The 13,013-nt window shown below is 64.5% G+C and carries 10 protein-coding genes; 2 read left to right on the plus strand and 8 right to left on the minus strand.

The features are described 5' to 3' along the window. Window positions 1-42: 42 nt before the first annotated feature. The 8 genes from DUPY_RS10960 to DUPY_RS10995 all read right to left on the minus strand — a co-directional run bounded on the left by DUPY_RS10960 (window position 43) and on the right by DUPY_RS10995 (window position 10,441). The gene (locus DUPY_RS10960) at window positions 43-1,371 is read right to left on the minus strand and encodes a glycosyltransferase (protein WP_070247942.1); all 1,329 of its coding nucleotides are present in this window, start codon (window positions 1,369-1,371) and stop codon (window positions 43-45) included. Window positions 1,372-1,390: 19 nt separating this feature from the next. Next, window positions 1,391-1,930: an LOG family protein gene (locus DUPY_RS10965; protein WP_070247944.1), complete on the minus strand. Its 540-nt coding sequence runs from the start codon at window positions 1,928-1,930 to the stop codon at window positions 1,391-1,393. After that, window positions 1,927-2,721: a tetratricopeptide repeat protein gene (locus DUPY_RS10970; RefSeq protein ID WP_070247946.1), complete on the minus strand. Its 795-nt coding sequence runs from the start codon at window positions 2,719-2,721 to the stop codon at window positions 1,927-1,929. Before DUPY_RS10970 ends, DUPY_RS10965 begins: the two co-directional genes overlap by 4 nt. 28 nt (window positions 2,722-2,749) lie before the next feature. Then, entirely contained in the window at window positions 2,750-3,415 is a 666-nt protein-coding gene (locus DUPY_RS10975; protein ID WP_070247948.1) for a TetR/AcrR family transcriptional regulator, read from the minus strand. A 64-nt stretch (window positions 3,416-3,479) separates the two neighbouring features. Then, a complete protein-coding gene (locus DUPY_RS10980; RefSeq protein ID WP_070247950.1) occupies window positions 3,480-7,133 on the minus strand; it encodes an EAL domain-containing protein in 3,654 nt (1,217 codons plus the stop codon). Between the two features lie 13 nt (window positions 7,134-7,146). Next, the gene (locus DUPY_RS10985) at window positions 7,147-8,607 is read right to left on the minus strand and encodes a PAS domain-containing sensor histidine kinase (RefSeq protein WP_070247952.1); all 1,461 of its coding nucleotides are present in this window, start codon (window positions 8,605-8,607) and stop codon (window positions 7,147-7,149) included. 63 nt (window positions 8,608-8,670) lie between these two features. Next, a complete protein-coding gene (locus DUPY_RS10990) occupies window positions 8,671-9,618 on the minus strand; it encodes an esterase/lipase family protein (RefSeq protein ID WP_070247954.1) in 948 nt (315 codons plus the stop codon). Window positions 9,619-9,646: 28 nt separating this feature from the next. After that, window positions 9,647-10,441 carry an RNA methyltransferase gene (locus DUPY_RS10995; protein WP_070247956.1) on the minus strand — a complete coding sequence of 265 codons (795 nt, stop codon included), beginning with the start codon at window positions 10,439-10,441 and terminating at the stop codon, window positions 9,647-9,649. Window positions 10,442-10,619: 178 nt separating this feature from the next. On the opposite strand from DUPY_RS10995, the gene DUPY_RS11000 reads away from it, so the two are divergent. Together DUPY_RS11000 and DUPY_RS11005 are read left to right on the plus strand one after the other, a co-directional pair. Further along, on the plus strand, window positions 10,620-11,402 hold the full coding sequence (locus DUPY_RS11000) for an inositol monophosphatase family protein (RefSeq protein ID WP_070247958.1): 783 nt from the start codon (window positions 10,620-10,622) through the stop codon (window positions 11,400-11,402). A gap of 222 nt (window positions 11,403-11,624) precedes the next feature. Then, window positions 11,625-13,013 (plus strand): DEAD/DEAH box helicase (locus tag DUPY_RS11005; RefSeq protein ID WP_070247965.1); only part of this gene is annotated, 1,389 nt, incomplete at its 3' end.

Here is a 13,013-nt window from a genome sequence, read left to right on the forward strand (position 1 = left end):
AGCGCGGTAGCATGGTGAAGCCCGGCTGCCGTTCCTGCTGCCTTAGCTGAGCGACACCGTACCAAGGACAAGCTCGGCGATGGTGTCGGCTGCGGCCGGCCCCGACGCCATGACGGTGGCAAACGTGGCGCAGGCCTTGGCCACCGCCGGATCTTCCAGCAACCCGCCCAGCTGTTGCTGCCACACGGCCGGCGCCGAGTCCGGCAGCACGGTGGCTGCCACGCCCAGCCGCGTGAGGCGCGCGGCGTTGTCGGGCTGGTCAAAGGCGAACGGTACGATCAGCTGCGGCTTGCCCGCCGCCAGCACGGTAGCGCTGGTGCCGATGCCGCCGTGGTGCACGAAAGCGGCCGCCTGGCGGCTCAGTACATCGAACGGCGCATACGCGGCGTAATGCACGGTCGCGGGCAAGTCCGCCGGCACCTGTTCGCGGTACGGCGTAACCACCACCGCCCGCAACTCGAGCGCCATAGCGGCGGCCAGCGCCCGCGCGATAAAGTCGCTGCCATGCGCCATCGCCGAGCCGGGCGTGATGACGATCGGCGCTTCGCCGTCATCGATAAAGCGCTGCAAGGCCGGATCGAGTTCGGCAGTGGGTGCCGGCATGCGTGGAAAGCCTGCGCATACCGCGTTGGGCGGCCAGTCGGCTTGCGGCGCGGCAAACCAGGCGGGCCATGCACACACCACCTGCTGCGGCGAGTGGAGCCATTCGCTCATCACGCGCCGCACCGGCGCCAGGCCGATATTGGCACGCAGGCCATTGAGCGCGGGCCGCACCACGGCATCGACCATCAGGCGATCAACCAGGCCCAGCGTGAGGCGCACCGCCCAGCGCGGCCAGCCACGCGGCCAGTGCAGGCCGCGCCGTACGGCCGTGTCGTCGGCGGAGAACAGGCACGACGGCGCCAGGTGGACTGTTACCAGCGGCACGCCATGCGCTTCCTGCAACAGGCGGCCGGTCAGACCCAGCGTGCTGGCGACGATCAGCGTGGGTTTTTCGCGCACCAGCGCCAGCTGCTGGCTGTAAGCCGCCGGCAGGTGGCGCGCCATGTGTTTCCAGATCGTGGCAAACCCCTTGACCGGGTCCCACAGGTCGGGATCGCGGATGCCGGCGTCGAGTTCTTGCTGGCTCAGGCCGGAGATGAACTGCAAGCCGGCGCGCTGCACCCGCTCCTCGAAATTGGCCGATGCCATCAAGGTTACCTCGAAGCCGCGCGCACGCAGCGCCTGGCCGATCACGATGAACGGATAGACATCGCCGGCGCTGCCGACCGCGAGGATCAGGATCCGGGGCTGCACGGCTGCCGGCCGCGCAAGCGGGGACTGCGCAGTGGCAGGCTGCAACGACCGGGACGGCACACTGGAGGCAGACATGGCTGCGCCTGCGCCGCTATTACTGCTTGAGCAGCTTGAGCAGCGCGTCCGGCTCATTGGCCGACATCATCAGCGCCGCGTGCTGCGGCCGGATGAAGCCCTGCTCGCGCGCATGGCCGATGAAGTCGATCAGGCCGTCGTAAAAGCCATCGACGTTAAGCAGGCCGATCGGCTTGGCGTGGATGCCCAGCTGCGACCAGGTCAGCATTTCGAACAGTTCTTCCAGCGTGCCCATGCCGCCCGGCATGGCAATAAAGCCGTCGGCCAGGGTGGCCATCATGGCCTTGCGTTCGTGCATGTCCTTGACGATGAACTGGCGCGTCAGGCCGGCGTGGCCCACTTCGCGCTCGACCAGCGCAGTCGGAATCACGCCGGTGACCTCGCCGCCCAGGCGCAGTACCTCGTCGGCGATTACGCCCATCAGGCCCACCTTGCCACCGCCGTACACCAGCGCCAGGTTTTGTTCCACCATGGCCGCGCCCAGCGCACGCGCCGCTGCCGCATAGTTGTCGCTGATGCCGGCGTTGGCGCCGCAATACACACAAATGGTCTTGGTCACTGCTTTATTCCTTGTTGGTTTGCATTGAGTTCGATGCGGGCAGCTTCGATGTCGAGCCGCTCGACGGCATCGTGGGCTTGCACTGCCACCGCCTGTTCCAGCATGGTGTGCGCTTCGGGCAGTTTGCGCTTGCCGTCGAGCAGGCGCAAGGCCCGCGCATATTCCACGCGGGCGATCGCCGACTCCGGGTTGAGCCGCAGCGCGGTCTCGAAGTGGCGGTAGCCCGCCTCCTTCCTGGCGCCATACGTCAGCCCGCCGATCACCGCGCCGGCCTTGTCGACGATCTCGGTGTGGTAGACGCCCAGCGCCACGTGCGCATCGGGCCGTTCCGGCGCCAGGCGCAGCGTGGTTTCCAGGCTGTGGCGTACCTTGGCGCCCAGGCCCTGGGCCAGCGCCTTGAGCACCGAGATGCCGGTCGAGTAATAGCCGAGTGCGTAGCCGTGCCAGTACCAGCCGGAAGGATTGTCGGGCTGCTCGCGCTGCTGGCGCTCGCAGCGCTCGGCCACGCATTCGAAGGTGGCGATTTTCTTGCGCGGACTGGTTTCCAGGTACTGGGTGTAGATGCAGATGGCCTTGTGGGCGACCGCGTAACCATTCACGCCAACGTCGAGGCCCAGCCGCGCGGCGCGCTCGAACTCGCCGGCATGAAAAGCGATCCAGGCCTGCACCAGCGCGGGATGCGTGGGAAACGGCTCGCAGTCGCCGCTATGGAGCACCGGCCAGGCCTGTTGCAGGCTCTCGGGTGTGTGGCGGTATCCGGGATCGGGATACGGGAAGGCGGTCCAGACCATGCTATCTCCGTGGCGTAAGCGTGCTGACTTATTTCAGCTTTTTCAGATATTCCTCGGACAGCTTCTGGAACAGCAAGCTGGTTTCGTTGCGCAGGTAGGGACCGATCTGCGACAACACCTGGTAACAGCCGCGCGCCAGCGCGTCGGCCATCGATTGCTGCTCGCTGTACTTGCGCGGGTTGCGCACGTATTCGTACGACAGCCAGTACGTGGCCACCACCACCATATTGGTGGCCATGGCCTCGATGGCGACGTCGGACGCTTCGAGCGACCCTTCGCTGCGCAAGTCTTCGCACAGCTGCTGGGCCACCTTGATCTTGTGATCGAGGATCTGCTTGAAGTGCAGTTCGAGCTTGCGGTTGCGCGACAGCAGGTCGTTGAGGTCGCGGTAGAAAAAGCGGTAGCGCCAGATCAGTTCGAACATCAGGTGCAGATACATCCAGACGTCGTCGATGTTCGAGCGGCGGCCCTTGGGCACCGTGAGGATGCGCTCGATCTCGGCCTCGAACTGCACGAAGATCGAATTGACGATGTCGTCCTTGTTACGGAAATGGTAGTACAGGTTGCCCGGCGAGATATTCATCTCTTCGGCGATCACCGTGGTGGTGATATTGGGTTCGCCGAACTCGTTAAACAGGCGCAGCGACAGTTCGAGGATGCGCTCACGGGTTCGGCGGGGTGCTTTTTGTTGCATGGCGGGTAGTCTCGGTGATATCTGCCGCCAGCATACCACCGATGCTCACCCTTCGGCTTCCCGCTTACGCCTGTTCAGTGTTGACGAACGGAAGCTTGCCGTGCGCCTGGGCATGCAGCCGGAAGCCCTCGCGAATATTTTCGCGCAGCGCTGCGCCCTTCCACGGCTTGGTGTAGAAGCGGTCGATGGCGCCGTGGTTGATCGCCGCCATGATCGGCGTGAGGTCGGCATAGGCCGACAGCATGATGCGGAAAGTATCCGGGCACAGGTTTTTGACCCGCTCCATGAACTCGGTGCCGCTCATCAAGGGCATGCACTGGTCGCACAGGATCACCTGCACCCGGTGCCGGGCCAGCAGGTCGAAACCTTCGGCAGCGGTCTGCGCAGTCAAAATGCGGTAACCGTCCTGCGACAGGAAATCGGTCAGCACGTCGAGCATGAAGGCGTCGTCATCGACGATGAGCAAGGTCTGCTGCCCGGTGGCCGGCTCGTCTTCCGGCGCCTGCAGGGTGCGACCGTCGCGCAGCATGGCTTCGAAGTCGGCCTCGGGCAGCGGCCGGCTGAAGTAATAGCCCTGCATTTCGTCGCAGCCGTGGCGGCGCAGGTAGGCCAGCTGCGCATCCTTCTCCACGCCCTCGGCGATCACGTCGAGCTTGAGGCTGTGCGCCATGTTGATGATCGCCAGCACGATGGCGGCGTCGTCCGGGTTGCTGGTCACTTCGCGCACGAAGGCAATATCGATCTTCAGCTTGTCGATCGGGAAGCGCTTCAAATACGCCAGCGACGAGTAGCCGGTGCCGAAGTCGTCGATCGAAATCTTGATGCCCAGCGCTTTCAGGTTTTGCAGCACCGTGATGGTCTCTTCGGCGTTCGACATCAGCGAGCTCTCGGTCAGTTCGAGTTCGAGCAGCTCGGGCGAGATGTCGTGCTCCTTGATGGCGCGCAGCACCTCTTCTTCCAGGCCGCCGACGAAGAACTGGATGCCCGAGACGTTGACCGACAAATGCACGGCGCCCGCACTGGTGCGGCGCCAGTGGGCAATCTTGCGGCAGGCCTCGTTGATCACCCAGCTGCCCACCCGCACGATCAGTCCGGTCTCTTCCAGGATCGGGATGAACAGTGCCGGCGAGACCATGCCGTGGCCGGGCCGCTGCCAGCGGATCAGCACCTCGGCGCCGCTGATACGGCCACTGGCGATATTCACCTTGGGCTGGAAGTGCAGCACGAATTCTTCGTTTTCGATCGCGCGCCGCAGCGCGTTTTCCAGTTCCAGCCGCGCCATCGACTGCGCGTTCATCTCGGCCGTGAAGAAGCGGAACGCGTCGCGCCCCGCTTCCTTGGCGCGGTACATGGCGGTGTCGGCGTACTGGATCAGGGTGTCGGGATCGGCGCCGTCGTCGGGGAACACCGAGATGCCGATGCTGGCCGTCACCGTCACCTCGTGGCCCTTGAGGTCGAACGGGCGGCGCAGCGTTTCGCGGATCTTGTCGACCACCACCACGGCGTTCTGCGCGCCCTCGGGCAACATCAGGATGGCGGCGAATTCGTCGCCGCCGAAGCGGCCGATGGTGTCGCGCACGCGCAGGCAATCGACCAGCCGGCTCGAGAACTGCCGCAGCAGCTCGTCGCCGATGGTGTGGCCCAGCGTGTCGTTGACGTTTTTAAACCGGTCGACGTCGAGGAACAGCACCGCCAGCGACCAGTGGTGCTCGGCCGCCTGGCGCATCGAGTGCATCAGCGAATCGTTGAACTGGCTGCGGTTGGGCAAGCCGGTCAGCGTATCGAAGTGGGCCAGCTTGAGCAGGCGCTGCTCGGCCTCCTTGCGCTCGGTGATGTCGCGCGCGACTGCCACCAGGATCCAGCTGGCGCCGGAGCGCAAGGTGCGTCGCTGCACTTCCACTGCCAGCGGCGTGCCGTCGCGGCACTGCAGCAGCAGTTCGGTCATGGCGCCGCTCTGGTCGCCCGACAGCAGTTTTTCGTACAGGTCTTCCAGCTTGACCAGGTCACCTTCGACCTGGTGGTTGGGGCCGACCTTGAGAAAATCCTCGCGCTCGAAACCGAGCATGCGGCAGGCGGTGGCATTGACATCGACAAAGCACATGGCGGCGCGGTCGACCAGGAAGATGGCGTCGGCGGTGGCGTCCATCGCCAGGCGGAAGCGGCGCAGGTCTTCGTCGAGGCGGATGCGGGCGTTCATGTCCAGCGTGAGCTGGGCATGGTTGCGCTTGATCTCGTCGTACAGCTGCAGGTTTTCGTAGGCGCCGGCCAGTTGCGCGGCCACGGTGGCGGCTACCCGTTCATCGACTTCCGAAAAACCGTCGGCGCCGAGTTTATCGACCAGGTACAACCAGCCGTGGATACGTTCGCGCGAGGCGATCGGCACGCCGAGGAAGGTGTGCACCGGTGGATGGCTGGCAGGCAGGCCGACGTTGAAGGGCTCGCCGTCGAGATCGTTGATGCGGCACGGCAGGCGCTGCTCGAGCAAGCCGCCCAGCACGCCGGCGCGCGGGTTCTGGGCGATTTCGTGGATCGGCACGCCGGCGCCGCAGCTGGCGTAGTAGGCCAGCGCCACGCCTTCGTCGTCGAGTACGCCAATGCAGGCGTACTTGGACACGCAAATGTTTTGCGCCACCCGGCAACCGATTTCCAGCAGCGCGCGCGGATCGCGCTCGGCGCCCAGTTCGATGCCCAGTTCGATCAGCGCGGTCAGGCGCAGGCTCACCGCCTGCAGGCTCGAGAGCGAGCGCGACAGGCGCTGGGTCATGCGCGCCAGGTCCTCGGTACCGGCATCGACCGCTGCCGGTTCCGACGCCATGCGCGTGATCAGCTGGCTGCTCGATTCGAGTTCGTCGAGATACTCGGCCACCTGGTGGTCGATGTCGAGCAGGCGTTTTCCCTGCGGCAGGTCGGGCACCGGGGCTGGTGCACCGTCGTCGGGCGGCGCCATCGGTGTGGGCTCGTGGCCCAGCGCTTCCTGCACCGTGCGCAGGATCACGTCGGGATCGGACGGCTTGGGCAGCACCCAGCGCACGCCGCACGACTCGGCCACGGCCAGCGCTTCGCGCTCGCGGTAGGTGGCGGTATAGAAAATCACCGGCACGTCCGCCGTGTCCGGATGTTTATGCATGCGCGTGACAAACTCGTAGCCGTCCATATTGGGCATGAGGATGTCGGAGATGACCAGGTCGGGCTTGTCGGCCAGCGCCATTTTCAGGCCCTCGGCGCCGTTGGCCGCCTCGATCAGCCGGTAGCCGCCGTAACCGAGCAAGGTCATCAGGAATTCGCGGTTGAGCACATGGTCGTCCACGATCAGGATCGTAGCGATGTCGGTTTTAGGCGGGGTCGACATCTCCCCGGTCAAAAAAGACTCGATTTGCTTGACGAAGGTATCGGGTTCGATCGGCTTGCCGATATAGCTGTCAAAGCCAGCCTCGAGCAGGCGCTCGCGGTCGCCCACCATGGCCAGCGCGGTCACGGCCAGCGCCGGAATCTCGCGCGTGGCCGGGTCGGCCTTGAGCGCCGCCACCACGCCATAGCCATCGAGCTTGGGCAGGTGGACGTCGCAGATGATCAGGTCGGGCTGTTCGCGCCGGGCCGCTTCCACGCCGGCCTCACCGTCGGACGCCGACAGCGGCGTGTAGCCGAAGGCGCGCAGCAGGTACACCATCAACTCCATGTTGGTGGCGTTGTCTTCGATGATCAATATTCTTGCAGACACAAAGACTCCTTATTCAGGTCTCCAGCGGCAAGGCCAGGGTCAACATGCTGCCCACGCCATACGCACTGTCGAACAATATTTCTCCTTGCAACAGCGCCGCCAGCTTCTCGCTCAGGTGCAAGCTCAACCCGGCGCCCTCGAACTGCTGCATCGCACTCGTGTCCAGGTGCGACACCGCTGGCAACGGCGCCACGCCGGCAGCCGTATCGCCGATGCTGATGGTCAGGCATCGGCGCGCACCGACGGTGGCCGTGTCCAGTCGCACTAGCAGCGGGCCCTGATCGGCAAACCGGATCGCGTTGCCCACCAGGTTCATCAGGATGTGCTGCAAGGCACGCCGGTCGGTACGCACGGTCGGCACGCCCTCCCCTGCTATCACGTCGAAAGCCAGTCCCTTGATGCGCGCCTGCGGTTCCAGCAGCACCAGCACTTCGTCGATGAGCGGCCGGCAATCGACGGCCGCCAGATCGAGTTGCACCTTGCCGGTGTCGATCCGGGTCAGGTCCAGCAAGTCGTTAATCAAGGTTAATAAATCACGCGCACTGGCCTGCACCATCCGCAACTGCTTGGTCTGTTCCGCGTTGATGGGCCCAGGCAACTTCATCAGCATAGTACCTGTAAATCCAATGATTGCGTTCAACGGCGTGCGCAGTTCGTGCGACATGCCGCCGAGGAAGCGGTCCTTGGCGGCATTGGCCTTTGCCAGTTCAATATTCTTTTCTTGCAACGCAAGTTCACCCAGTTTGCGGTCGGTGATATCGCGGATGGCGCTGATGACCAGCGTGCCCTCTTCGGTCGTGATCGGACTCAGGCTGATCTCCACCGGGAACTCAACGCCATCGCTGCGCACGCCATGCAGCGCCAGCCCCGCGCCCATCGGCCGCACCGACGGCTGCGCCGTATAGCCGCTGCGGTGGGCGCGGTGGGCGGCGCGCATGCGTGCCGGCATCAGCACCTCCAGTTCCAGCCCGCGCAGGGCGCCCGGCGCATAGCCGAACAGCCGCTCCGCATGGCCATTGGCCAGCACGATGCGGCCGGTGGTGTTGGCTACCACGATGGCGTCGGGCAGCGAATCGAGAATGCCGTGAAAGCGCGCCTCGACCAGCTTGGCGTCGCGTAACACGCGCAGCGCGGTAACGTCTTTTTTGCTCCACAAAATATACTCGGGCGCACCGTCGGCATCCCGCACCAGCTTGCTCGAACTGTCGATGTAGACCAGCACGCCATCCTTGGCGTGGCGCAGTGATTCGTAATTGGCGGCGCCCGTCGCCAGGGTCTCGCGCAAGACGGCGCCGGCGTCCTGCGCACAGGGCGGCTCGATCAGGTCGGCCAGCTTGCGCCCCAGCGCCTCGTCGCGGCTATAGCCGAACACGGCTTGGGCACCGTTATTCCAGTACACCACTTCGCCGTCAAGGTGTGTCAACACCACCGCGTCCGGTGCCTGCTCGAGTATCAATGTGCCGAAGTCTGTCACGTGCCGTTCGCCTTGTTTGCACTTCACATGAGTAACCATACAGCAACGGCCGACGACACAAAGTCACACAAAATCACCATGTTGCGTGGAAACGATTTCTGCCAGCGCGCAGCGCACGATCTCGGGATGGCGGCCCAGCGCCACGTGCCCTATGGCGCCGAACACCAGATTGCGGGCGCCGGGCAGCGCGCTCGAGTCCTGCGGGGCGACGATATTGTCGTGGACGGAATAAATGGAACAGAACAAGTTCCGTTGCAAATTAGCGTCAACCGCCGTTTCGGACGCGGCCAGCGCGCCCAGCCATGCGCTGCCGCAACGCATTTGCACCGCGTTGCGGCCCGGTCCGAGGTCGGCCAATACCGTGCCATGGTGGGGCGTGCCGAGCGTGATCACGCGGGCGACGCGCGCGGCACCATGGCGGCGCAACCAGGCGCGCGCCACCAGGCCGCCCATGCTGTGCGCGAGTATGATCACTTGCGCGCTGCCAGTGACGGCGCACAGGTGTTCGACTGCCGCCTGCACCTGCGGCGCGAAGTCGTCGATGTCGGCGCCGGGCGGCTCGAGGTCGATGCCGTAGTGGCTGATGCCGGCCGCGCGCAGGTGCGCGCTCAGCGGCCGCCAGTAACCGCTGTTGCAGCCGTACCCGTGGATCAGCAGTACCGGCAGTCCGCGCGCCTGCGGCTGCAACTGCAGGCCGATCGGGCGCAACATGTGCCAGGACGAGGTCAGCATGGTAGAAGCGAACTCGTGCAGGAACAGCCGCGCGGCTTTGATGGGATCAAGCGCATGGATCACGGCGGGCACACTGCGCGCGCGCCAGCTGATGCGGAAATTGTTGGCAGCGATGCTCATGCGCACCAGCAGCAGCACCAGTACACCGCCGGCCACGGCGGCCAGGACAGTCACCGGTGCCGGCCAGCCGGGCGGCAACAAGCTGCGCAAAGCCGCCGCCACGGCCAGCACGCCCAGCACCTCGACGACCAGCAGCAGGATGAGCAGGCGCTTGATCATGAATACAAGGGTCTGCGCGGCGCCAGGGTCACTTGCGGCCCGACGTCATCTGCCGGGCAATCCCGCGCAGGATGTTGACTTCTTCCTTTTCCAGTTGCGCCCGCGCGAACAGGCGCTTCAAGCGCGGCATCAGCTTGCGCGGATTGCCGGCGTCGAGAAAGCCGATCTCGACCAGCGCGCTTTCCAGGTGCTGGTACATGCCTTCGATTTGCGCCAGGCTGGCGGCCTCGCCGTGGTAGCCGATCTCGTTGGCGTCACCGGCCGGCTGGCGCACGCTGGCCACCGTGCCGCCGCCGGGCGCCTGGTCGAGCACGGCCATCCGGCACTCGTACGCCACCACTTGCGCCGCCTGCGACAGGTTGAGCGAGGCGTAATCGGGATTGGCGGGGATGTTGATCAGCACATTGCACTGTTCGACCACCTCGTTGGGCAAGCCGAAACGCTCGTTGCCGAAGATGACCGCCGCGTGCAGCTCGGGCTGCGCCACCAGTTGGGTGGCCAACTGGCGCGGCGTGAGCACCGGCGGCGAGTACTCGCGCAGCCGGGCGCTGACGGCTGCGGCGAAATTGATGCCGTCGAGCGCCTCGGCCATGCTGCCCACCACCCGGGCGCCGGTCAGAATATCTTGCGCGCCGCTGGCGAACGCCACCGCCTCCGGGTCTTGAACGGCGTCGGCAAAGCGCGGATTGACCAGCACCAGGTCGCTGTAACCCATGGTTTTCATGGCCCGCGCCACCGCCCCGATATTGCCCGCGCGGCTGGTTTCGACCAGGATGAAACGCAGCTGTTTGAAAAAGTTAGTAGGGGTTTGGGGCAGGTTCATTTAAAATATCGCTATTGCGCAGTTTCAATACGGTGGTTCCGCAGGGTGTTATGCCCGGGATTTTACCTTGTTGCCGCCGCCCCGCTCTTTAATTCACTCTTGTCCTCTAACGCGTCGCCGGTGGCATAGCCCCGGTGGGCGTTAGCGTTCTTTTAACGGAAAAGTTATCATGCACCCAATGCTCAACACGGCGATCAAAGCAGCTCGCCGCGCCGCCACCGTCATCAACCGCGCCTCGTTCGACCTCGACCGCGTGATCGTGACCGAGAAAAACCACAAGGATTTCGTCACCGACGTCGACCAGGCGGCCGAACAAGAGATCATTGGCGTGCTGTCCAAGGCTTATCCCGACCATGCATTCCTGGCTGAAGAGTCGGGTGCATCGAAGAACAACCACGACGAGGCTGAGTACTGCTGGATCATCGACCCGCTCGATGGCACCACCAACTTCATGCACGGCTTCCCGCAATACTGCATCTCGATCGCGCTGGCCCAGCGCGGCGTGATCACCCAGGGCGTGATCTACGATCCCGTGCGCAACGACCTGTTTACCGCCACCAAGGGCGCCGGCGCCTACCTGAACGAAAAACGCATCCGCGTCACCAAGCTCGACCGCATCGCCAACGCCCTGCTGTCCACCGGCTACCAGGCCGGCAATGCCAAGGCCCTCGACGAATACCTGAAAATGTACGGCATCATGGCCGAACGCAGCCACGGCGTACGCCGTCCGGGCAGCGCCGCGCTCGATCTCGCTTACGTCGCTTCGGGCCGCCTCGACGGTTTCTACGAAAAAGGCCTGAAGCCTTGGGATATCGCTGCAGGCGCCCTGATGGTAACCGAGGCTGGCGGCATCGTCGGCGAATTCTCGGGCGAATCGGATTACCTGTACAAGGGCGACATCATTGCCGCCAGCCCGAAAATCTTCGGCCAGATGGTTGGCTTGCTCACACCGTTTGCCTAAGTGACCATAAAACCCTTGCTGATTTCAGTAGCGTAAGGTTTGTTACAAAAAAAGGGGGCGGTTTGCCTCCTTTTTGTTTCCCTTGTGAAATTTTATTCCAGCTTAGCTGTTATAGTGCTAGCTGCGGCTTGCCATCCAGTCTTGCGCCGTACCTAGATAATCCTGATTGCCTGCGACTGGCGCTCCACGAGAGCGACAGGCCGATCTCATACAAAGCTACCCATGCCATTTTCCTCACTCGGTTTGTCCGATGCTATCGTCCGCGCTGTTGCCGACACCGGCTACACCACCCCGACGCCGATCCAGACCCAGGCCATTCCTGCCGTCCTCAACGGCGGCGACCTGCTGGCAGGCGCCCAGACCGGCACCGGCAAGACCGCCGGCTTCACCCTGCCGCTGTTGCAACTGCTGTCGTCCAGCGCTGTCGGCAAGGCCTTCACGACCAATAGCTCGCCGCGCGCCATCCGCGCCCTGATCCTGACCCCGACCCGCGAACTGGCGGCCCAGGTCGAAGAAAGCGTGCGCACCTACGGCAAGTACACCAAGCTGAACTCGGCCGTAATCTTCGGCGGCGTCGGCATCAACCCGCAAATCAAGCAACTGAAACACGGCGTCGACATCCTGGTCGCCACCCCGGGCCGCCTGCTCGACCACATGCAGCAAGGCACCGTCGATCTGAGCAAGGTCGAAGTGCTGATCCTGGACGAAGCCGACCGCATGCTCGACATGGGCTTCATCCGCGACATCAAGAAAGTGCTGGCCGTGCTGCCGCCGAAACGCCAGAACCTGCTGTTCTCGGCCACCTTCTCGGACGAGATCAAGGCCCTGGCCGATGGCCTGCTGAACAACCCGGCAACGATTGAAGTCGCCCGCCGCAACTCGACCGTGGAAGTGATCGCGCAAAAGATCCACCCGGTCGACCGCGACAAGAAGCACCCGATGCTGGCCTACCTGATCAAGACCCACAAGTGGACCCAGGTGCTGGTATTTACCCGCACCAAGCACGGCGCCAACAACCTGGTGGAAAAACTGGGTGGCGACGGCATCACCGCCATGGCCATTCACGGCAACAAGAGCCAGTCGGCCCGTACCCGCGCGCTGAGCGAGTTCAAGGACGGCACGCTGCAAGTGCTGGTCGCCACCGACATCGCCGCGCGCGGTATCGACATCGACCAGTTGCCGCACGTGGTCAACTACGACCTGCCGAACGTGCCGGAAGACTATGTGCACCGCATCGGCCGTACCGGCCGCGCGGGCGCCACCGGCGAAGCGGTGTCGCTGGTGTGTGTCGATGAACACGACATGCTCAAGGATATCGAGAAGCTGATCAAGCAAACCCTGCCGCGTGAAGTGATTGCCGGCTTCGAGCCGGACCTGAACGCGCGCGCACAACCGATCCAGCTGCGCAGTGGCGGCCCTGGCCATCGTAACGGTGGCGGCGGCGGTGGTGGTCGCGGCGGTAATGGTGGTGGCCGTGGCAAGCCGGCCGGCGGTAACGGTGGCAATGGCGGCAACGGTGGCGGCAAGCCACGCGCGCCTGGCGCCGGCGCCGGTGCTGCGGCCGGCAGTGGTAATGGCGGTGGCCGCAGCGGTGGCGGCGGTGGCAATGGC

This window comes from Duganella phyllosphaerae (assembly GCF_001758785.1).
Classification (GTDB): Bacteria; Pseudomonadota; Gammaproteobacteria; order Burkholderiales; family Burkholderiaceae_D; genus Rugamonas; species Rugamonas phyllosphaerae.

Bases quoted from the DNA above. Each gene is read 5' to 3' on its own strand.
- DUPY_RS10960 (WP_070247942.1), bottom strand. From the start codon at position 1,371: ATGTCTGCCTCCAGTGTGCCGTCCCGGTCGTTGCAGCCTGCCACTGCG.
- DUPY_RS10970 (WP_070247946.1), bottom strand. From the start codon at position 2,721: ATGGTCTGGACCGCCTTCCCGTATCCCGATCCCGGATACCGCCACACA.
- DUPY_RS10975 (WP_070247948.1), bottom strand. From the start codon at position 3,415: ATGCAACAAAAAGCACCCCGCCGAACCCGTGAGCGCATCCTCGAACTG.
- DUPY_RS10990 (WP_070247954.1), bottom strand. From the start codon at position 9,618: ATGATCAAGCGCCTGCTCATCCTGCTGCTGGTCGTCGAGGTGCTGGGC.
- DUPY_RS10995 (WP_070247956.1), bottom strand. From the start codon at position 10,441: ATGAACCTGCCCCAAACCCCTACTAACTTTTTCAAACAGCTGCGTTTC.
- DUPY_RS11000 (WP_070247958.1), top strand. From the start codon at position 10,620: ATGCTCAACACGGCGATCAAAGCAGCTCGCCGCGCCGCCACCGTCATC.